Source organism: Peribacillus simplex (assembly GCF_001578185.1).
GTDB classification, from domain to species: Bacteria; Bacillota; Bacilli; order Bacillales; family DSM-1321; genus Peribacillus; species Peribacillus simplex_A.
The window spans coordinates 3,857,467-3,877,178 of sequence record NZ_CP011008.1; the positions used below are offsets into that span (position 1 = coordinate 3,857,467).

Genomic DNA, 19,712 nt, shown 5'->3' on the forward strand with positions numbered 1-19,712 from the left:
AAAATCAAAAAGAAACCTGCAGTTTAAAAACTGCAGGCCCTTTACTTAACTCTTAGAAGCGGTCGATTTTTCGTTCAGTTGCCTTTTTTTCATTTACGACCGATTCATCTGTACTATCAAGCTGGATATCTTCCTTTTTAAGGGTATCCTGAACTTGTTCCGTTTCTTGTACGGCATGTTTCTTGATGACGATTTCATCTGTGACAACCGGTTTTTTCGAAACTTCCAATTTTTCTTCAACAACGGGGATACGTAATGTTTCCCCATCTCCAATGCTTCCAGTTTCCTGATTCGCTTCACGTCCTGAAACTGATCTATGCTCGACTGTCAATTCTTCGTGTTCAACAGGGACATTAATCGTTTTATGCTGTTCATTGACTTCTTTATTAATGACCACTTCGCCTGTCTGAACTCTTTCTTTGTCAATGTTCAGCTGTTCTTCCCTGAGTCGAAGCGTCCTTTCATCTTCAGGCAATTCACGGCCTTGCCCGTTCACTCCATATACATCTTCTTTATTTAATGCATCGGCTTTTTCGGTACCGTTGTAAAGAGGGTTGGCAGAGTTTGTATCCAGCCTTGTACGGGCAGTGTCCGTTGTTCCAGTCGTGAATTTATCCCTTGCCGTTCCAAGGCGGCCTTCACTTTCATCGACAAGAACCAGGACTTTTCCGTTTTCTACATCAAAGACATGTTCAGCAGCTTCACTATTCGAAAGACCTGCGTTCGCCAATCTTGTTGAAAGGTCTGCCGTATCTTCCGGCATGAAGAAGCGTGCCACCTTGTCCATAAATGATTCGTCGTTAGGAACATTCGTCATTGTATGAACATCAGTTTCGCGTTGATGGTTCGTAAAATCCAATGTTTCTGCCTTGTCTGCGACGACCGTAATATCGTCACCTTCAAACCCCTTGGCCTTTAGTATATTGATTGCTTGGATCACTTCTGCATTTGATTCATATACTCCATATACTGTTTTATTCATTTAATATTCCTCCTTAGGTTTTGTTGACTGGTTTAGTGGATGCTATATATAAACTCTACCCCCCATATACCTAAGTAAACGAGAAATCAATATTTCATTTATGTTATATCATTTACATTTTGTTCTCAGCATAGAACATTTTTTCAAATAAAATCCAGGTTTTACAAAGGTTTCCCCATTTTTTAAAATGTAATGTTTAACCAAATTCTGCTATGTCACTATTTTCATATACCACTTTGAAAGCTTTATAGATCAGCTGCCTCCATAAGCAGGTCCACAATATGGACCGCTTTCGTACATGCCCCCAAATTTTCCCTCTCGATCCCCAATTGCATTTGTAACAGACAGCCAGGGTTTGCCGTGACAACAATATCGGCTTTTGTCGATTTAGCGTGCACCATTTTAGAGTCGAGAATATTCATGGACATCTCTGATTCAACAATATTATAAATCCCTGCCGAGCCGCAGCAGCGATCCGCATCCTTCATTTCCCTGAAATCGATTCCTTCTATCGATTGAAGGAGAATTCGCGGAGCCAAAGAGGTATTCATCACATTCCTTAAGTGACAGGAATCCTGAAAAGTTACTGATTGATCTGGCAGTTTCAGTCGAACTTTTTCCTGAAAACGCAAATCAACAAGGATCTCGCTGATATCTTTCAGCTTATTTTTAAATGCCATTGCCCGGTCATGCCATTCGGGTTCATCTTGGAGCAAGTGATCATAATCTATGAGAAAAGCTCCACAGCCGCCGGCATTCGTAATAATATAATCCACTTCGTCCGTTTCAAAAGCTTCAATATTACGCTTGGCCAGTTGCTTTGCCCCCTCTTTTTCACCACTGTGCCCATGAAGCGCCCCGCAACAGGCCTGTGATTTCGGAATCACGATTTCACATCCAGCCAGCTGAAGAAGCTTTAGTGTGGCCTTGTTCGTTTCCAAAAACATTGTATCCATCAAACAGCCGGAAAAGAAAGCCACCTTTTTGAGTGCAGTTCCGATTGCAGGCAGCTCAGTTGGCCTATTTTTCATCGCTGATTTTTTCGGGACTTTTGGCAGCACTTTTTCCATGGTAGCCAAATTATCTGGAAGCATGTTCAGGACCCCCATTTTACGAGCCAGGTATTGCAGGCCTGATCTCTGATAGAAGCCAAGCAATCCCGTCATGGCTTGCATTCGCTCCTGATGCGGGAATAATCCACTAAAAACGGCTTTACGAATCGTTTTTACAGGGAGACTGTGTTTTTTATTCTGATGGATGATATCCCTTGCTTCTTCAAGAAGATGTCCATATTTCACTCCAGATGGACAGACAGGCTCACAAGCCCTGCAGCCGAGGCAAAGACTCAAAGAACGCTCTACATCCCTATCCGGCCCAATCACACCATCCGCAACCGCTTTCATAATTGCAATCCTGCCCCTTGGTGAATGGGATTCCTTCAACCCCGATTCAATGTATGTCGGACAATGGGGTAAGCAAAAGCCGCAGCGCATGCAATTCAACAATTCATCTTCATCCATTTTTTCCGCGAATTGAATGGCAATGGTCTCCCTTTCCTGAGCCGTCGTCATGAAGATACCACCACCCTTTTCCTGCTTTCCTTGGCAAATACTTTACCGGGATTCATGATGTTATTGGGATCGAAAGCTTGTTTAATCGCTCTCATGGCGGCAATCCCTTCTTTCTTCAGCTTCCATTCAAGATAAGGTGCCTTCATCGCTCCCACACCATGTTCACCGGTGATCGTCCCGCCAAGGTCGATAGCCACGGCAAAAATGTCGGCAAAAGCTTGCTCCACTCTCTCCATTTCATCATGATCACGAGCGTCGGTAATGCACGTTGGATGCAGGTTCCCATCCCCAGCATGACCGAAAGTGCAAATGTTCACGTTATGCTTGCTGGCAATTTCATTAATCGCTCTAACCATTTTGGCAATTTCCGACCGGGGAACGGTAGCATCTTCCAATATGGTCGTCGGCTTGAGGCGTGCCAGTGCAGAAAGGGCTGTCCGTCTTGCGGTCTTCAAGGCAACAGCGTCAGATTCCGTTTCGGCAATTTCCACGGAAACCGCCTTTTCCTCTAGACAAATATCGGCCATCCTTTTCATATCACGTTCCACCACTTCAGGAGGACCATCCTGTTCAATCAGCAGGACGGCTTCCACATTGGTGGGCAAACCGATTTTCGCGAAGTCTTCAACCACGATCAAAGTCGGCCGATCAAGAAATTCCAATGTAACAGGAATGATTTTATTGGAAATGATCTTGGCCACTGACTGAGCTGCAGCATCCAGGTCTTGATATAAGGCAAGCATGGTCTTTGTCATTTCCGGGATTGGGATCAGCTTTAAGATCGCCTCCGTAACGATGCCCAAGGTCCCCTCTGAGCCGACAAAAAGCTTCGTTAAATCATATCCAGCTACATCTTTGGCAAGCTTGCCCCCTGTTCGAATGATGTCCCCATTCGGAAGGACCACTTCAAGCCCGATGACATAATCACGGGTGACTCCATACTTTAACCCTCGCAGTCCACCAGAGTTCTCATTAATATTGCCGCCAATCGTGGAGATTTTCATCGAGCTTGGATCGGGCGGATAAAACAAGCCCCTCTCTTCAACTGCAGAAATCAAGTCCAATGTGATGAGCCCAGGTTGTACGGTTGCCGTTAGGTTTTCTCCATCTATTTCAAGTAATGAATTCATCCGATTGAACAATAGGACAAGCCCCCCCTCTGTCGGGCAGGTGCCTCCGCTCAAATTCGTCCCAGATCCGCGTGGGATGATTGGAACACTGTATTCGTTGCAAACCTTGACGATGGCTGCGACTTCAGCTGTGCAGCCCGGTTTAATGACAGCATCCGGCATCGCTTGAAACCCTGGCGTTGCATCATATGAATAGACAAGGCATTCCACTTTCGAGTCATCGTAATTTTCCTGGCCAACGATGGCAAGAAGTAGATGCTTAACCTGCTTTGTTAACATGTATATCCCCCTCATAAATAAAATGGAATTCAATATTTTTATATGATTTAAGTATAAGAAAAAAAACATTCAACCTTCTATGTATGAACATATAGAGTTTACAGATTTACATAGAATTAATTTGGATGTTTATCCAATACTCTTAAGGATAGATACATAATGACTAAATCGGCTAGCTTCCTAGGATTGAGTTGGGTCAAATCCTTTATGCGTTTGAGCCTGTAATGGAGGGTATTGATATGGATATGTAGGGCTGCAGCGGTTTCTTTCAAAGATAGATCACATGCAAAATACATGGAAAGGGTTTTAAGCAGCTCCTCATTAGGAAGCAAATCCTGTATCGTCCGGGATAAATATTCCTGTCTTGTTTCAGTCGTAACTTCATCAAGCAGGATCTCAAGCTTCAAGTCCTCGTCAAATATAATTCCCGATGAAGGAAACGCAATTTTCAAGGAACGTTCCGCTTTAAAAAATGCTTGCCTGAATGCGGATCCCGGTGTACGCGAACTAACCCCTGCACACACTTTATAACCCGAACTCTCTTCCAGTTTTCTTTGCAGTTTACTTAATTTCTTTAATTGTTGGATTTTTGAACCGATAAAATCGGCTATTGAAAGAATGACGAATTGATTCCTCCCCCAACGGACAACGATGTCCTTGGGATGCTGCTGACCTATGTATATCTGTAGCGTTTTCCACACATGGGGTTCGATGATTTTTTCAGTCTTAAATTCACCTATGGTGATGATTCGGTCTGCATGAACATCGACCCCAAGCAACTTAGCCTTCTGAAGGAATGGCTCATTGAACAGCTGCAGCTGATGCCATTCAAATACAAAGAATTCCATCAGCCGTGATTGGGATTCTACTTGTTCGATGTGATAGCTTTCCTGAATGAACATCTCCGTCATCTTTTTTAAAAGTTCTGCATAGGGGGAAACATGTTTGGGGTCTCCCGTAATTCCAATTACACAAACGGCTTCCTGGTTGAAGAAAATGGGTAGATTTATTCCTGCTTTCACTCCTTTCCAACTTCGTTCATCCTGTTTATTGATGATCAATTTTTCACGATTGTTGAAAGCGTGGATGGCTCCTTCATGGTAAGATCCAATACGGCTGCTATCGGTGCTTGCGATAATCGTGCCAGCATGATCAATAATGATGATTTCCTCATCAATCAGCTTCCGGACCTCATGAACCAATTTTTCTGCCACAGCTGCCAATTGCATTAGATTTCCTCCTTTTTTTGAATGAGCTTGGAAAATATTTCGAGGCTCCCAAAAGGGAGCCTCATACTTATGGAATCATCCAGGAAAGGACGCCATTTTGCAAGAAGGTGATCACACAAATAAGCAGTAATAAGAATAAACTATGCTTGAGCGTGAATCTCAATAATTCAGATTCCCTGCCCGCCAATCCAACGGCAGCACAAGCAATCGCTATCGATTGGGGTGAAATCATCTTTCCGGTGACCCCTCCGGATGAGTTTGCCGCAAGCGCCAGGACCGGTTCCATCCCCACTTTAAGAGCGGTGACTTTCTGAAGACTGCCAAATAAGAGATTGGCTGATGTATCCGACCCGGTAATGAACACACCCAGCCAGCCTAGAACCGGGGCAAAGAACGGAAACAAATCCCCCGATTTTGCCAGGGTCATCCCTAGTGTAGTCGACATGCCTGAAGCATTCGTTACGTAGGCAAAAGCCACAACGGAAGAAATCATCAAAATCGGTTTCGCCAACTCATTCATCGCTTCGGCAAAGGTGCTCGAAAAATCTTTTGCTGACATTTGTGCTATGAACTTCGTAACGATGGCAGCCAGCAAAATGGCGGTCCCGGCTGCTCCAAGCAGTTCTATTTTATAAAAAGCGGCGATTGGCAGTCCATTGTTTCCTATTATTTCATTATGCAGACCTGGCACTTCGATTTGGAAGGTTAATAGTTTTCCGATTTCATTGATTCCGCCAAGCAACACATTGGTGCCTTCATAATGCCCTGAGAGCGCCGGCTTAATTGGGTTCATCCCCCAAATCGTGATGAAAGCCGTTAACAGAAGGAACGGTGACCAAGCATGGAATATCTGCCATTTCGTGTACTTTGTTTCCGCTTCGGCTGTGTCGTCCAATTGTTCGACAGCTGCTGCCGTTTCCTCGGATGCAAAGCGAAAGATCGTTTTAGGTTTCCAGAATTTAAGGAAGATCGCTAATGCAAATAGTGACACTAACGCAGAAAGGATGTCCGGTAATTCAGGCCCAAGGAAATTTGAACTTAAGTATTGGGTGATGGCAAAGGAAAATCCAGAAACCAAAATGGCTGGCAAGACTTCGAGCGACCTTTTCCACCCTGTCATTATCAAAATGAGATAAAGCGGGATGAAAGCCGAAAGGAATGGCAATTGACGGCCGACCATTTTTGAAATTTCCATGGCAGCTATGCCAGTTGGGCCTTCCATGGCGATGATCGGTATGCCAACCGCCCCGAACGCTACCGGAGCGGTGTTCGCAATTAAACAAAGCCCGGCTGCATATAGCGGGTTAAAACCGAGACCAACCAAAAGCGCGGCTGAAATGGCGACAGGTGCTCCAAATCCTGCGGCACCTTCCAAAAAGGCCCCGAAAGAAAATGCCACCAATAAAGCCTGAAGGCGGCGGTCTTCGGTAAGCGAAAGCACCGAAGAGCGAATAATATTGAATTGTCCGCTTCTAACAGTCATTTTGTACAAAAATACTGAAGTGATGATTATCCATCCGATTGGGAGCAGCCCATATACCGCTCCTTGTGAAGCAGACATCACTGCTTTTCCTGCAGGCATTCCATATATCAATACTGCCACTGCAAGAGCTAAAAGCAACGTCGTTATACCAGCAAAGTAGCCTTTCATCCGTTTGATGGTAAGTGCCCAGAAAAAGTAAAGAATTGGGATGAGTGCGGCAATAGATGATAAAACTAAATTATCGGTGATCGGCGTAAAGTTTTGTGTCCATGTCATTCATTTCGACTCCATTCTCTATAGATTTTTTAAAATTTTCAGAAATCAACCGCGAGTTGAAACCCCTTACATATGCGAATATTCAAAGTCATCTGATGACTTGATGAGTATTCATTAAAATTAAATGATTAAAAATATAAAATCAAGATTTTTTTTATTTTTTGCTAATTTTTAACCTTCTGGAAGTGTGCAAGATCATTTGTGTTATATAATATTAACCAGAGAAACTCATAGAAAATAGAGGTGCTACTACTTGGTGTATAAAAAAATAAAGCCGAAAAAAATTTATGAAGAAGTCAGCGATGAACTTTATGAAATGATTCGGTCTGGTAATCTGAAACCAGGTGAACAATTGGATTCCATTCAGCAGCTTGCGGAAAATTTCCAAGTCGGGCGTCCGGCCATCCGTGAAGCATTAAGTGCATTAAATTCAATGGGACTCATTGAAATAAAACAAGGTGAAGGGACATTCGTTAAAACCTTCGACCCTACCATCATGAACCATCCCTTGTCTGCTGCCCTTTTGATGGATCAAGATAATATCAAGCATTTGCTGGAAGTTAGAAAAATCCTTGAGTCTGGGACAGCAGAAGTGGCAGCGAAGAAAAGATCGGAAGAAGACCTTATCGAACTCAAGGAAAGGCTTTTTGATATGGAACAGGTATCCGACGATGAAGAACTTAGTGATAAAGCGGATATTGCCTTCCATGTTGCAGTGGCAAACGCTTCACAAAATGAGCTGCTGATTACATTGATGAACCACGTTTCAGAATTAATGACGGAAAAGATGCGTGATATCCGTCGGGTTGCGCTTTATTCCGAAGAGATGACACTTAAGCAGCTTTATCAGCAGCATGCGCGGGTCTATGATGCAATCGTGGCTCAAGATGAAGCTGGAGCCCGCAATGCCATGCTGTTTCACCTTCAAAGCGTCGAGGAATCACTGAACCGGGTCATCCAAAAAAAACAGCAAAAGAATAGTTAATCTTCTTAAAAATTTCAAAAATACTCTATACAAACAAAGATAAAATTGATATATTACTTTGAAAATGATTACTACATTTAAATATTGGAAATTGGTTTATTCTCTTAACCATTTCCTTTTTCTATTTTTCAGTCATCAGATGACCTGTCAACCTATTCGAAAAAGGAGGAGTTCAGATTGAAAGTTACTCTCTTTGCAACATGTTTAGTTGATTTGTTTCAATCCAATGTCGGTAAGGCAACAGTGGAGCTACTCGAGAGATTAGGCTGTGAGATCGATTTTCCGGAATCCCAGATATGCTGTGGACAGCCGGCATATAATAGCGGGTATACGAAGGATTCGAAGGAAGCTATGAAGAAGATGATTAAAACGTTTGCCGATGCTGAATATATCGTAACCCCTTCCGGTTCCTGTGCAGCGATGTTCAAAGAGTATCCAGTCCTTTTCAAAGGCGAGGCCGAATGGGAAAAGAAAGCAGCCTCATTAGCGGATAAAACATATGAATTGACCCAATTCATCGTGGATGTCTTAAAAGTGACCGATGTCGGGGCGACCCTTAAGGGAAAGGCCACTTATCATACTTCATGCCATATGACACGGCTGCTTAAGGTTAAGGAGGCACCTTTCATTTTGTTAAGCCATGTTAAGGGACTGGAAATGACACCTCTGCCAGATGCTCAAAATTGCTGCGGATTCGGGGGAACCTTTTCAGTTAAGATGGGTGACATTTCCGGGCAAATGGTGGAGGAAAAAGTCTGCAATATTGAAGATACCGGGGCAGATATTTTAATAGGCGGGGATGCAGGATGTTTGATGAATATCGGTGGACGGATCCAAAGGAAGGGGCAACCGGTGAAAGTGCTCCATATTGCGGAAGTCCTGAATAGTATTTAAAGAAAGCGAGGAGGGAAAGACGATGGCTTTGAAAACCAGCTCTGCCAAGTTTAAAGACCGGGTGGATGAAGGAATACATAATGATTTTATGCGTTTGGCCGTTTCGAGTGCCCAAGAACGATTACACGGACGGCGGCTGACGGCCGTTGATGAATTGGGAAGCTGGGAGGATTGGCGTTCCCTTGGGGAAGAAATCCGGCAGCATGTGCTCAGCAACCTTGATTTCTATTTGCACCAGCTTGCAGAAAACGTTTCGAAAAGGGGCGGTCATGTCTTCTTCGCTGAAACGGCTGAGGAAGCAAGCGGGTACATCAAAGATGTCATTGTAAAGAAGAATGCCAAAAAAGTCGTGAAATCCAAATCGATGGTCACGGAAGAGATCAATTTGAATGCAACTTTGGAAGCAGTTGGCCTCGATGTCGTTGAAACGGACCTTGGTGAATACATTTTACAAGTGGATGATCATGATCCCCCTTCCCATATCGTGGCACCTGCTCTCCATAAAAATAAAGAACAGATAAGAGATGTTTTCAAAGAGAAGCTTGCGTATACGCAAACTGAAAAACCGGAAGAGCTAACCGCCCATGTCCGGGGCATTCTCCGGAAAGATTTCTTAAACGCCGATGTGGGAATTACCGGCTGCAACTTTGCGATTGCGGAAACGGGCTCGATCGGTTTGGTGACGAATGAAGGAAACGCCGATTTGGTCACTGCCCTTCCAAAAACGCAAATCACCGTGATGGGAATGGAACGGCTTGTGCCTACATTCGATGAATTCGAAGTCCTTGTCAGTTTATTGACAAGAAGCGCTGTCGGTCAAAGATTGACCAGTTACATCACCGCACTTACCGGTCCGCGTGATGAAGGCGATGTAGACGGACCTGAGGAATTCCACCTTGTGATCGTAGATAATGGACGTTCCTCCATTTTAGGAACTGAATTTCAATCCGTTCTTCAATGCATTCGCTGTGCTGCCTGTATAAATGTATGCCCGGTCTATCGCCAGGTTGGCGGCCATTCATATGGTTCAATATATCCTGGACCAATCGGTGCTGTGCTTTCACCCTTACTCGGAGGGTATGATGATTTCAAGGAGCTGCCGTATGCCTCAACTCTTTGTGCTGCCTGTACTGATGCCTGCCCGGTAAAGATCCCTCTTCACGATTTACTGAGGAAGCATCGTGAAGTCATCGTTGAAAAGGAAAAAATGGCGCCATTTACAGAAAAGATGGCCATGAAGGCTTTCGGAATCGGTGCGGCCTCGCCTATGCTTTATAAGTTCGGTTCCAAAATGGCCCCATCAGCGATGTCTCCTTTTAAAACTGGGGATATCATCTCAAAAGGACCGGGACCACTCAAAACTTGGACAGAAAGCCGCGAGTTCCCTGCTCCAGGGAAAGAGAGCTTTCGGGACTGGTTCAAAAATCGGGAAACAGGAGGGAAACCATCATGAATGGAACCATCCACAATGAAGGGACATTTTTAAACAATATAGCCAAAAACCTGGGAAGGGTTCCTATTACGGAAGGCATTTCCGTTCCCGTATGGAAACATGCCCCCCAAAAAGAAGTTTTGAAACATGCGACACCAAATGATCTTGTCGCGGAATTGGAGGAGCAATGTAAACGGGTACATACTCAGTTTCACCTTACCGACTCCAAGCAAGTGCTGCACTGTTTAAAACAGGTGATCGAGGAACTTGGAAATGGCCCCTTGATCATCCCTAAGGACGATCGATTTTCTGCCTATAAGTTAGAGGGTATCTTAAAGGAAAAAGATGTCCATGTATGGGATCACCAAGCAGGGAAAGAAAATATCGAGAAAGCCGAGAGTGCTAACATTGGAATCACATTCAGTGAAATGACACTAGCTGAATCAGCGACCGTCGTCTTGTTCAGCGACAAGTACCACGGCCGTTCCATCAGCTTCCTTCCTTCCTGCCATGTTTCCATCATTCCAAAAAGCACTATCGTTCCGCGAATGACCCAGGCTGCGGCGGCCATTCGTTCGAAAGTAACCCGGGGCGAAATCGTTCCTTCCTGCATTAATTTCATAACAGGACCGAGCAATTCCGCCGATATCGAAATGGATCTTGTCGTCGGCGTCCATGGGCCAATCAAAGCGGTCTATATAATCGTCGAAGATAAATAGAAATGAGGAAAAAATGGAGAGGACCTAATTAGGCCCTCTCCATTTTCATATTTCACTATCTTACTCGTAAATGATCCGATCTACCGCTTCACGGTCCAGGCGTTTGATCACTTCGACAATGAGCTTAACGGCATTCTCATAATCATCCCTGTGAAGCATTGCTGCGTGTGAATGAATGTAGCGTGTGGCAATCGTGATCGCCAGAGCAGGTACTCCATTTGCCGTCAAATGGATGGAGCCGGCATCCGTCCCACCACCTGGAATCGATTCATATTGATAAGGAATATTCATTTCATCAGCCGTGTCGGTGACGAAATCGCGTAATCCCTTATGTGCCACCATCGATGAATCATAGATGACGATTTGCGGGCCTTCCCCCATCTTACTCATCGCTTCTTTTTCGGATACCCCCGGTGTATCACCAGCTATGCCGACATCGACGGCAAAACCGATATCCGGCTGAATTTTGAATGTGGATGTTTTAGAACCACGCAGGCCGACCTCTTCTTGCACCGCTCCAATTCCATAAACTACATTAGGATGGTCGCTATCTTTCAGCTGTTTAAGCACATCAATGGCAATTGCACAGCCAATTCGATTGTCCCAGGCTTTGGCAAGCAGCATCTTTTCATTATTCATGACCGTGAATTCAAAATATGGCACAACCATATCCCCTGGCTTCACACCCCATTCGCTAACTTCTTCTTTGCTTGCTGCACCAATATCAATAAACATATCCTTAATATCAATCGGCTTTTTCCTCGCCTCCGCTGACAGGATATGTGGCGGCTTGGAACCGATAATTCCAGTTACATCACCTTTACTTGTAACGATCGTCACGCGTTGGGCCAGCATGACCTGTGACCACCAGCCTCCTACCGGCTGAAAACGCAAAAATCCTTTATCATCAATTTGGGTAATCATGAAACCGACTTCGTCCATATGCCCCGTAACGACGATTTTCGGACCTTTTGCATCTCCCGTTTTCTTCGCAATCAAACTTCCCAGGCCATCTGTCGATATTTCATCAGCAAATGGTGTTATGTATTCGGTCATCACTTTTCTTACTTCACTTTCATTTCCTGCAATGCCCTTAGCATCCGTTAAATCCCGCAGCATTCTTAACGTTTCATCTAATTGAACCATGCTTTTACCTCCCTATTAATTACATTATAAGAATAATTATACAGAAAATCGATTGCATTAACAATCAGTAGCCTTGCTTTTGCCGTTCATAGTTCACTTCATTTTTACTTACATATGCTTTTTCCACATCCACTGCCGAAAATCCAAGCAACTCCCCTAAATGCAAATACTCAGCAAAAACCTTTTGGAAAGATGACTCTGTCAATTGCGTGCGAAATTCACTGATGTAGCCGTAAATGGCAGTAAATTGAGCTGTCAAATCCCTATGCTGCACCTTGAGGGAAGATGGGACTTCCGGCACGAATCCCCGTTCGATCCCGAGTGACAAAATGAAATGAATGCCATCCACATATTCAGCTAAAATCGTTTCTTTATCAGAGGGGCCTTTTAGACTCCAGAATTTAAAACATCTCGTTTCATTAGCCAGCTCGCCAAGCTCCACTAAAAGGGCAAGTATCTTACGTTCCACCAAGTCTTCAGCACCCAAATCATGCTTGGATTGTATATGCTCATCTAAAGCCGCCTGCATGTCCAATAATTTACCTATGTTCATTATCATCACTACTTTCTATCGTCTTCCTTTAAATTATATCAAATAAATGAAACTTATTAAAAACCCATACGTAAATGAAGGGAATCACTCTGTTTAGGGAGGTAGCTCCATGGTATTGATCATGCGGTTCATTATTTTGGCTCTCATCATCTTCTTAATATATACAGTCATCAAATACCTATTTAATCCGAAAAGAAAATTAGAGCTGGCACATGAACAGAAAAAATTCTTTTTGCTCGATGATACAGCCAATATACGAAAGAATTTTTTACTGACATACAACGGGGTGATGTTTGAAGGGGAAAAGTATTTAGGTACGACGGAACGCTCCTTTGAAGTCATCTCCATCTTCATATGGCCGAAAAAAGTGGCAGGCCTGAAAGGCTTGAAGCGAAATGACTTTTTAAAAATCGAGGCAGCCATAAAAAAACAATATCCGGATGCCGTCATTGATTGGAAAAGCCCGGTTAAGGAATTTTTGGAATAGTGAAAAATACCGCGCGTTATGAAGAGCCTTGAGAAACGAACTCAAGGCTCCATATTAATCATGTGAACGGAAAAATTCCTTCCATGGTACGACCGTCTGCTTCTCCCTCAATAAATATAGCAATAAGGTCAATGATAATAAAATAATGACGATCAGAGTCGGACTGAAATCTGCAATATAGTGGCCAAAAACCGTGTATACGAAGGCTACGGGGATATTAGTCATGAAGGATAGATAAAAATAGTTTTTCAATCCTTTATTGGATTCCAATAAGCAAAGCGACAAAAGATAAAAATGTATGAATGGTATTAGTCTCAGTACTGCAATTTGCCGGCTGTTTAGCTTTCGGTTTCCAAACAGCTTATTCTTAAGGCGCAGCAGCTTATCCTTTGTTTTCGGAAATTTGCCGATCACGAAATAAAAGGCCATACTGGACAACGTCAAACCGATTACGGAATATATGGTTCCTAAAGCTGCCCCGAATAAAACTCCGCCGGACATGCAAACTACAATGACGGGAATGAATAAAAATTGCCTTAATAGATGAAAAGTGATAAATATCAACGGTGCAAACACGCTGCCAGATTGAACGTAGCTCATCACAAGTGTCAGTTTATCATTCATGCTCTCCCTCCAGCTACTCTTTGCTGCTTCTACAAGCATATACATCATACGGGCTACATATTACCATTGTATGAATATCTTAATCAATAAGCCTATTTGAATAATCATCAATATCGGCAGGCCCCACTTGAAAGCGGCATGCTTCGTCTTATGGCGGAAATGCTTCATCCCCAGAAATGACCCTGTTCCTCCACCTATAACCGCCCAAAACCAAAGTGTCTTTTCGCTGATCCGGTATTCCCGATTACGCGCTTTCCTTTTGTCTACTCCCATTATGGCAAAACCGATGATGTTCGTGATGATCACATAAGCTACAATGAACCATGCTACTTGCATCCTCATCTCCTCCTTTAACTATGTAAAAAGCCACCCTCTTGAAAAGAGAGTGGCTGATATCAGTGAGACTTATTTGTCTAATTGTTGTTTAGCAGCAGTTGCTAATTGAGCAAAAGCTTGTTCGTCAGCAACAGCAAGATCTGCAAGCATTTTGCGGTTCACTTCGATACCAGCAAGCTTTAGACCATGCATTAAACGGCTGTAAGAAAGACCGTTGATGCGTGCTGCAGCGTTGATACGAGTGATCCAAAGTTTGCGGAAATCACGTTTTTTCTGACGACGGTCACGGAAAGCATAGTTTCCTGACTTCATTACTTGTTGGTTAGCTACTTTGAAAAGAATATGTTTCGCGCCATAGTAACCTTTAGCTAATTTTATTACCTTTTTACGACGTTTGCGAGTAACAGTACCGCCTTTTACACGTGGCATGTTATTTCCCTCCTATTTAACTCGATAAATCGAACTTATTTAATATTGTCTAGCATATGACGAATACGTTTGAAGTCACCTTTGCTTACAAGGCTAGCTTTGCGAAGCTTACGCTTTTGCTTAGTAGATTTGTTAGCAAATAAATGGCTTGTGTAAGCGTTAGAACGCTTAAGTTTGCCGGATCCAGTCTTTTTGAAACGTTTAGCAGATCCGCGGTGAGTTTTCATTTTAGGCATAAGGTATTCCTCCTCATTACAAATTACTTTACAATTACTTTTCAGCTTTTGGTGCTAAGATAATGAACATGCTGCGTCCGTCCATTTTTGGATGTTGCTCGATTGTAGCCACTTCTTTACATGCTTCAGAAAAACGAACGAGTACACGTTGACCAATTTCCTTATGTGTAATGGCACGTCCTTTGAATCGGATAGAAGCTTTTACCTTATCGCCTTTTTCAAGGAATTTAATACCGTTGCGAAGCTTCGTATTGAAATCATGTTCTTCAATCGTCGGGCTCAAACGAACCTCTTTAAGACTGATGACCTTTTGATTTTTACGTGCTTCCTTGTCTTTCTTTTGCTGCTCGAAGCGGTGTTTTCCGTAGTCCATGATCCGGGCTACCGGAGGCTTTGCATTTGCAGCAACTAAAACTAGATCAAGATTTACACGAGCGGCAATTTCCAATGCTTCGAATTTCGTTTTAATTCCAAGTTGTTCTCCGTTTTGGTCAATAAGACGAACTTCACGGGCTCGGATGCCCTCGTTTACCATCGCGTCTTTACTAATAGTTAGCCACCTCCAAAGATATTGGCGAATACGAATATTTGAATCAATTCGGTCACGCTCACAACTCGCTTACAGGATTTAATCATAATAAAAAAGTGTGGATGCATGCTGCACCCACACTGATAGACTCATTCAGAAAGATCCAAATAATCAAATCATGACCTGTTAACTGCATTGCTTGCGTCAACCAGGTGAGAAGCGGGTGCTTCTTCTTTTCCTCAAACACGTATTCAATTCACTTTAGAAATATATCATAAACACTGATGACTTGTCAAATGCTATTTTATACGTTTTTCACAACAAAATTAATATTATCAGACATTCTGTTATTTGACAATACGTTTTTTAAAGTAATTTAGACAAATAGTATTCGTCATGATAGCTTTCATCGAAAAATAATGAGTCCCGTTTCGTTCCTTCTAGTTCAAAACCCATCTTTTTATAAAGGGAAAGTGCCGGTTCATTGTTGGCAATAACGGTCAATTCAAGGCGCCGGATTTCATATTCAAGTGCTTGCTCCTCCATTTGTTGAAACAGCTTCGTACCGACTCCTTTTCCTCTCTCTTGTTCGGAGATGCCGATAACAATTATGGCAGAATGCTTTGTTCTGCTAAGATTATTGCCCAATAAGATGAGATACCCTATCAAGTCGTCGCCGCTTGCTGCAACGAGGAAAACGGAGCGGGGGTTATTTTCAATTTGCTCGATTTGCCTCTCCAATTTACTCTCCGTTGCTTTTCTTTCCCCCGGGTTGTACAACATGAACCCGGAATCTTCAACATGATTGATCAGAGCTGCCAATTTCCCTGCATCTTGCCCCGTAGCCTTTCGAATTTCCATCTCTTCCACTCCCTCTTTTTTTACTGGCCATACGGATAGAACCATCAAATGTTAAGAGTTTTCTTTCGCCTTTTTCCTTTTCTCAATGGTGTCCCAAGAATATAGAGCTATCCAAAAAATCAGGACCGGGACAATCGCATATTGCCGATAACCATCCAATAACAATAAGATGATGATGGCAAGGAATGTTGGCCCAAATAGATAAGAAAATTTCTTTTTCATGCTGACCCTCCTTCTGGACATTCACATGATGGTTTCATTTTATCATGCCTTAATTAAAAAGAGGGACACAACGATATGTGCCCCCCCTTTTGCTGTTAACGGCTTACTTCCGCTTTAATCGCTGCAACAAAATCTTCAAAAGCGATTGTTTCCGATTTTTGTTCACCGTATTTTCGTACATTCACACTGCCTTCTTTGGCTTCATTATCTCCAACAACCAGCATGTACGGGATTTTTTGCATTTGTGCTTCACGGATTTTATAACCGATTTTCTCGTCACGTGTATCCAGATCGACGCGAATGCCTTGCGCTTTAAGTTTTTCCTGCACTTCTTTCGCATAATCCAGGTGCACTTCAGGTGAGACCGGAATCACTTGTGCTTGGATAGGTGCCAGCCAAGTCGGGAATGCTCCCTTGTATTCTTCGATCAAGTAAGCGACGAAACGTTCCATTGTGGAAACGACCCCGCGGTGGATTACAACCGGACGGTGCTGCTTGCCGTCTTCACCGACATAATTAAGATCAAAACGTTCAGGGAGCAAGAAGTCAAGCTGAACAGTGGAAAGCGTTTCATCTTTCCCTAAGGCAGTCCGAACCTGGACATCAAGCTTAGGACCGTAGAATGCCGCTTCACCTTCCGCTTCGAAATAATCAAGACCAAGTTCATCCATAGCACCTTTTAACATGCTTTGTGCTTTTTCCCACATGGAATCGTCATCGAAATATTTTTCAGTATCCTGCGGATCGCGATATGACAGACGGAATGAATAATCCTTGATATCGAAATCTTTATATACTTCCTGAACCAGGTTCACAACACGCTTGAACTCTTCTTTGATTTGATCTGGACGGACGAATATGTGCGCATCATTCAATGTCATCCCACGTACACGCTGAAGGCCGGAAAGGGCACCTGACATTTCATAGCGGTGCATCAAGCCAAGCTCGGCAATCCGGATTGGCAGTTCGCGGTAGCTGTGGATACTGTTTTTATATACCATCATGTGGTGCGGACAGTTCATCGGACGCAGGACAAGCTGTTCGTTTTCCATTTCCATGACAGGGAACATGCCGTCCTGGTAATGATCCCAGTGTCCAGAAGTTTTATAAAGGTCCACGCTTCCCATTACAGGTGTGTAGACATGGTCGTAACCAAGGCGTTCTTCCTTATCAACGATATACCTTTCGATTGTCCGGCGGATGGTTGCGCCTTTTGGCAACCACATCGGCAATCCTTGCCCCACCTTTTGTGAGCTCATGAACAAGTTCAATTCTTTGCCGATTTTACGGTGGTCACGTTCCTTCGCTTCTTCGAGGAAACGCAGGTGTTCGGCTAAATCTTCTTTTTTATAGAAAGCCGTTCCGTAAATGCGCTGAAGCATTTTGTTTTTGCTATCGCCTCTCCAGTATGCACCAGCGATGCTCAATAGCTTGAATTCTTTGATTTTTCCAGTTGATGGAACGTGAATTCCACGGCAAAGGTCAAAGAATTCCCCTTGCTCATAGAGCGTTACTTGCTGATCGGCTGGAATCGCATCGATCAACTCCAGTTTATACTCGTCGCCTATTTCTTTAAAACGGGAAATGGCCTCATCACGACTCACTTCGATGCGGGAAATTTCCAAGTTTTCGTTGACGATTTTCTTCATTTCTTTTTCAATCAATGGCAGGTCTTCAGGAGTCAATGATTCCTCCAGATCCATATCGTAGTAAAAACCGCCCTCAATGACTGGCCCTACACCGAATTTGGCGTTTTTGTACAAACGTTTGATCGCTTGTGCCATCAAGTGTGCTGTACTGTGACGCAATATTTCAAGTGCATCCGCTGCGTCCTGTGTTACGATTTCGATTGTGCCGTCTTGTTCAATCGGGCGTTTCAAATCATATAATTCACCATTGAATTTTCCAGCAATGGATTTTTTCCTTAAACCAGGACTGATGGATGCAGCGATTTCTTCAGTTGTTGTGCCTTTAGCAAACTCCTTGACAGCTCCGTCAGGAAAAGATATTTTCAGTAATTCAGACATTCCGTTTCACTCCTTCTTATTGTTCAAACAAATTAAGGGTTTTTGATTCCATTACAACACAAAAAGCCCGCCCCTGTATAAAACAGGGACGAGCTTAGTAATAAATATCATTAACCCGCGGTTCCACCCTCGTTCCATCTTGCTTTTCACGGCAAAACGGCACTTGTAACTTGGTAACGGCAGCTTCCCGTCAGCTCATATTCGCAAAATGCCTGCTTTCCGAGCCGAAGTTTAAAGGTGGTAAGTGTTCCATGCGAATAGGAAGCTTACAGCCTGTTGGCTCCCCTCTCTGATAATCGGCGACTAGAATACCCTTGTCCTCATCATAACTTTTAGTTTTTTAATAGTATGTAGGAAATTATAATTTGTTATACAGTGAAAATCAAGGTTAATTTTCTTTTTACGAAGAAAGATTATTCAAATGCATTTGAAAAGGACGAAAGCGGCAGGACGGTCGCCCGTTCTTCGAAAATCCTTGAAATGGTCTGAATCAGCCCTTCTTCCTTGTCATCGGTATATATGCATAAGTTTTCGGGAGCAATCGATAAAAGCGGGGCAAGTATCACCGTATCAAGAAAAAGTGAACTTTTTGCAAGAAGCCTCCTGTCGATCATACTATTGATTTTTGGACGGTCGAGTTTGCTGAATTTCTGATCATAGAAATGAAAACCATCCCGGTTGACCAAGTGAAGCTTTCTTAATTTCGACTCCTGCCCATGAAGGCAATCACGGAGAGTGGCAATGAAATTTTGATAGTCCTGTTCCAGCTTGTATTCATCAATCGCCTTGACGACATACTTTTCCAAAGTTTGCTGAAATGATTTTAAACGGAAGGTCGTAAAAGAATCGAATGAAAAAGATACCTTTCCAGCCAAGATGCTTTGAAGTCCTTCCTCAATCAATCGTTTCTCCGTACTGAATGCCTCCTCTTGATTCCTGGCTCTTTCCACCTCGATGATTGATGATGCAATTTCAATGATGGCTTCAATTTCTTCCCGTTCCCTATAAAAAAATTTACCGACTATTATTTGCTCCAGAACAGGAAGCGTCTTTTCTTCCAATAAAAAAGAATGAAATGCATCGCGAAGCAGAATTAGCCATTTATCACCTGAAGACTCCGTCATATCCACATGCATGCCTTGTTGCGGAAGAAATCGAATGTATGCTTGAAATTCTGCCCCCAGTGGATGGACAGAAACGAAATCCAGTAATTTCAATGCCTCTGAATCGTTTTGAAACGAAATTTGCACTACGACATCCCCCCTTCCCCCTTGCTTCTTTT

Annotated in this window: 21 protein-coding genes and 1 other annotated feature; of the genes, 5 read left to right on the plus strand and 16 right to left on the minus strand. The window is 43.2% G+C overall.

Annotated features, from left to right (window positions below; translation table 11 throughout):
* Positions 1-52: 52 nt before the first annotated feature.
* From UP17_RS17985 to UP17_RS18005, 5 genes are all read right to left on the minus strand, one after another.
* The gene (locus UP17_RS17985; RefSeq protein ID WP_061464328.1) at positions 53-982 is read right to left on the minus strand and encodes a YsnF/AvaK domain-containing protein; all 930 of its coding nucleotides are present in this window, start codon (positions 980-982) and stop codon (positions 53-55) included.
* A 245-nt stretch (positions 983-1,227) separates the two neighbouring features.
* The gene (locus UP17_RS17990) at positions 1,228-2,553 is read right to left on the minus strand and encodes a (Fe-S)-binding protein (protein WP_061464329.1); all 1,326 of its coding nucleotides are present in this window, start codon (positions 2,551-2,553) and stop codon (positions 1,228-1,230) included.
* The gene (glcD, locus tag UP17_RS17995; RefSeq protein WP_061464330.1) at positions 2,550-3,962 is read right to left on the minus strand and encodes a glycolate oxidase subunit GlcD; all 1,413 of its coding nucleotides are present in this window, start codon (positions 3,960-3,962) and stop codon (positions 2,550-2,552) included. Before glcD ends, UP17_RS17990 begins: the two co-directional genes overlap by 4 nt.
* A 116-nt stretch (positions 3,963-4,078) precedes the next feature.
* Complete coding sequence (locus UP17_RS18000) at positions 4,079-5,191, minus strand: PucR family transcriptional regulator (RefSeq protein WP_061464331.1); 1,113 nt, start codon at positions 5,189-5,191, stop codon at positions 4,079-4,081.
* Between the two features lie 67 nt (positions 5,192-5,258).
* Positions 5,259-6,950, minus strand: a complete 1,692-nt coding sequence (locus tag UP17_RS18005) for an L-lactate permease (RefSeq protein WP_061464332.1) — start codon at positions 6,948-6,950, stop codon at positions 5,259-5,261.
* 253 nt (positions 6,951-7,203) lie between these two features.
* Between UP17_RS18005 and UP17_RS18010 the strand changes: the two genes are divergently transcribed.
* From UP17_RS18010 to UP17_RS18025, 4 genes are all read left to right on the plus strand, one after another.
* Complete coding sequence (locus UP17_RS18010) at positions 7,204-7,935, plus strand: FadR/GntR family transcriptional regulator (RefSeq protein WP_061464333.1); 732 nt, start codon at positions 7,204-7,206, stop codon at positions 7,933-7,935.
* A 177-nt stretch (positions 7,936-8,112) separates the two neighbouring features.
* Positions 8,113-8,829: a (Fe-S)-binding protein gene (locus tag UP17_RS18015; protein ID WP_061464334.1), complete on the plus strand. Its 717-nt coding sequence runs from the start codon at positions 8,113-8,115 to the stop codon at positions 8,827-8,829.
* A 22-nt stretch (positions 8,830-8,851) separates the two neighbouring features.
* Positions 8,852-10,282, plus strand: a complete 1,431-nt coding sequence (locus tag UP17_RS18020) for a LutB/LldF family L-lactate oxidation iron-sulfur protein (protein ID WP_061464335.1) — start codon at positions 8,852-8,854, stop codon at positions 10,280-10,282.
* On the plus strand, positions 10,276-10,980 hold the full coding sequence (locus UP17_RS18025; RefSeq protein WP_208857074.1) for a LutC/YkgG family protein: 705 nt from the start codon (positions 10,276-10,278) through the stop codon (positions 10,978-10,980). The genes UP17_RS18020 and UP17_RS18025 overlap by 7 nt, the downstream gene beginning before the upstream one ends.
* 60 nt (positions 10,981-11,040) lie before the next feature.
* Here UP17_RS18025 and UP17_RS18030 read toward each other — a convergent pair whose 3' ends face one another.
* Complete coding sequence (locus tag UP17_RS18030) at positions 11,041-12,126, minus strand: M42 family metallopeptidase (protein WP_061464337.1); 1,086 nt, start codon at positions 12,124-12,126, stop codon at positions 11,041-11,043.
* Positions 12,127-12,190: 64 nt separating this feature from the next.
* On the minus strand, positions 12,191-12,679 hold the full coding sequence (locus UP17_RS18035) for a dUTP diphosphatase (protein ID WP_061466158.1): 489 nt from the start codon (positions 12,677-12,679) through the stop codon (positions 12,191-12,193).
* A gap of 109 nt (positions 12,680-12,788) precedes the next feature.
* Between UP17_RS18035 and UP17_RS18040 the strand changes: the two genes are divergently transcribed.
* Complete coding sequence (locus UP17_RS18040) at positions 12,789-13,166, plus strand: hypothetical protein (RefSeq protein WP_061464338.1); 378 nt, start codon at positions 12,789-12,791, stop codon at positions 13,164-13,166.
* A 54-nt stretch (positions 13,167-13,220) separates the two neighbouring features.
* Here UP17_RS18040 and UP17_RS18045 read toward each other — a convergent pair whose 3' ends face one another.
* The 9 genes from UP17_RS18045 to ytxC form a co-directional block, all read right to left on the minus strand.
* Positions 13,221-13,790, minus strand: coding sequence for a TVP38/TMEM64 family protein (locus UP17_RS18045; protein ID WP_061464339.1), 570 nt, complete (start codon positions 13,788-13,790; stop codon positions 13,221-13,223).
* A 60-nt stretch (positions 13,791-13,850) separates the two neighbouring features.
* The gene (locus UP17_RS18050; RefSeq protein ID WP_061464340.1) at positions 13,851-14,126 is read right to left on the minus strand and encodes a DUF1294 domain-containing protein; all 276 of its coding nucleotides are present in this window, start codon (positions 14,124-14,126) and stop codon (positions 13,851-13,853) included.
* A 69-nt stretch (positions 14,127-14,195) separates the two neighbouring features.
* A complete protein-coding gene (gene rplT / locus UP17_RS18055) occupies positions 14,196-14,555 on the minus strand; it encodes a 50S ribosomal protein L20 (RefSeq protein ID WP_034309067.1) in 360 nt (119 codons plus the stop codon).
* A gap of 35 nt (positions 14,556-14,590) precedes the next feature.
* Positions 14,591-14,791, minus strand: coding sequence for a 50S ribosomal protein L35 (gene rpmI, locus UP17_RS18060; protein ID WP_034309070.1), 201 nt, complete (start codon positions 14,789-14,791; stop codon positions 14,591-14,593).
* 34 nt (positions 14,792-14,825) lie between these two features.
* Positions 14,826-15,326 carry a translation initiation factor IF-3 gene (infC, locus tag UP17_RS18065; protein WP_057911473.1) on the minus strand — a complete coding sequence of 167 codons (501 nt, stop codon included), beginning with the start codon at positions 15,324-15,326 and terminating at the stop codon, positions 14,826-14,828.
* A gap of 98 nt (positions 15,327-15,424) precedes the next feature.
* Positions 15,425-15,561 (minus strand) — a sequence feature (ribosomal protein L20 leader region).
* Positions 15,562-15,686: 125 nt separating this feature from the next.
* Positions 15,687-16,181 carry a GNAT family N-acetyltransferase gene (locus UP17_RS18070; protein WP_061464341.1) on the minus strand — a complete coding sequence of 165 codons (495 nt, stop codon included), beginning with the start codon at positions 16,179-16,181 and terminating at the stop codon, positions 15,687-15,689.
* Between the two features lie 51 nt (positions 16,182-16,232).
* Complete coding sequence (locus tag UP17_RS27810; RefSeq protein WP_155727366.1) at positions 16,233-16,403, minus strand: hypothetical protein; 171 nt, start codon at positions 16,401-16,403, stop codon at positions 16,233-16,235.
* A 95-nt stretch (positions 16,404-16,498) separates the two neighbouring features.
* Complete coding sequence (thrS, locus tag UP17_RS18075) at positions 16,499-18,430, minus strand: threonine--tRNA ligase (RefSeq protein ID WP_061464342.1); 1,932 nt, start codon at positions 18,428-18,430, stop codon at positions 16,499-16,501.
* Between the two features lie 413 nt (positions 18,431-18,843).
* Positions 18,844-19,680: a sporulation protein YtxC gene (gene ytxC, locus UP17_RS18080; protein WP_061464343.1), complete on the minus strand. Its 837-nt coding sequence runs from the start codon at positions 19,678-19,680 to the stop codon at positions 18,844-18,846.
* Positions 19,681-19,712: the final 32 nt, after the last annotated feature.

Excerpts from the sequence above, each read along its gene's own strand:
- thrS (WP_061464342.1), bottom strand. The coding sequence starts at position 18,430 with ATGTCTGAATTACTGAAAATATCTTTTCCTGACGGAGCTGTCAAGGAG.
- UP17_RS18035 (WP_061466158.1), bottom strand. The coding sequence starts at position 12,679 with ATGAACATAGGTAAATTATTGGACATGCAGGCGGCTTTAGATGAGCAT.
- UP17_RS17990 (WP_061464329.1), bottom strand. The coding sequence starts at position 2,553 with ATGACGACGGCTCAGGAAAGGGAGACCATTGCCATTCAATTCGCGGAA.
- UP17_RS18045 (WP_061464339.1), bottom strand. The coding sequence starts at position 13,790 with ATGAATGATAAACTGACACTTGTGATGAGCTACGTTCAATCTGGCAGC.
- glcD (WP_061464330.1), bottom strand. The coding sequence starts at position 3,962 with ATGTTAACAAAGCAGGTTAAGCATCTACTTCTTGCCATCGTTGGCCAG.
- UP17_RS18020 (WP_061464335.1), top strand. The coding sequence starts at position 8,852 with ATGGCTTTGAAAACCAGCTCTGCCAAGTTTAAAGACCGGGTGGATGAA.
- UP17_RS18030 (WP_061464337.1), bottom strand. The coding sequence starts at position 12,126 with ATGGTTCAATTAGATGAAACGTTAAGAATGCTGCGGGATTTAACGGAT.
- rplT (WP_034309067.1), bottom strand. The coding sequence starts at position 14,555 with ATGCCACGTGTAAAAGGCGGTACTGTTACTCGCAAACGTCGTAAAAAG.
- UP17_RS27810 (WP_155727366.1), bottom strand. The coding sequence starts at position 16,403 with ATGAAAAAGAAATTTTCTTATCTATTTGGGCCAACATTCCTTGCCATC.
- UP17_RS18040 (WP_061464338.1), top strand. The coding sequence starts at position 12,789 with ATGGTATTGATCATGCGGTTCATTATTTTGGCTCTCATCATCTTCTTA.
- UP17_RS18005 (WP_061464332.1), bottom strand. The coding sequence starts at position 6,950 with ATGACATGGACACAAAACTTTACGCCGATCACCGATAATTTAGTTTTA.
- infC (WP_057911473.1), bottom strand. The coding sequence starts at position 15,326 with ATGGTAAACGAGGGCATCCGAGCCCGTGAAGTTCGTCTTATTGACCAA.
- UP17_RS18050 (WP_061464340.1), bottom strand. The coding sequence starts at position 14,126 with ATGCAAGTAGCATGGTTCATTGTAGCTTATGTGATCATCACGAACATC.
- rpmI (WP_034309070.1), bottom strand. The coding sequence starts at position 14,791 with ATGCCTAAAATGAAAACTCACCGCGGATCTGCTAAACGTTTCAAAAAG.
- UP17_RS18070 (WP_061464341.1), bottom strand. The coding sequence starts at position 16,181 with ATGGAAATTCGAAAGGCTACGGGGCAAGATGCAGGGAAATTGGCAGCT.
- UP17_RS17985 (WP_061464328.1), bottom strand. The coding sequence starts at position 982 with ATGAATAAAACAGTATATGGAGTATATGAATCAAATGCAGAAGTGATC.
- UP17_RS18000 (WP_061464331.1), bottom strand. The coding sequence starts at position 5,191 with ATGCAATTGGCAGCTGTGGCAGAAAAATTGGTTCATGAGGTCCGGAAG.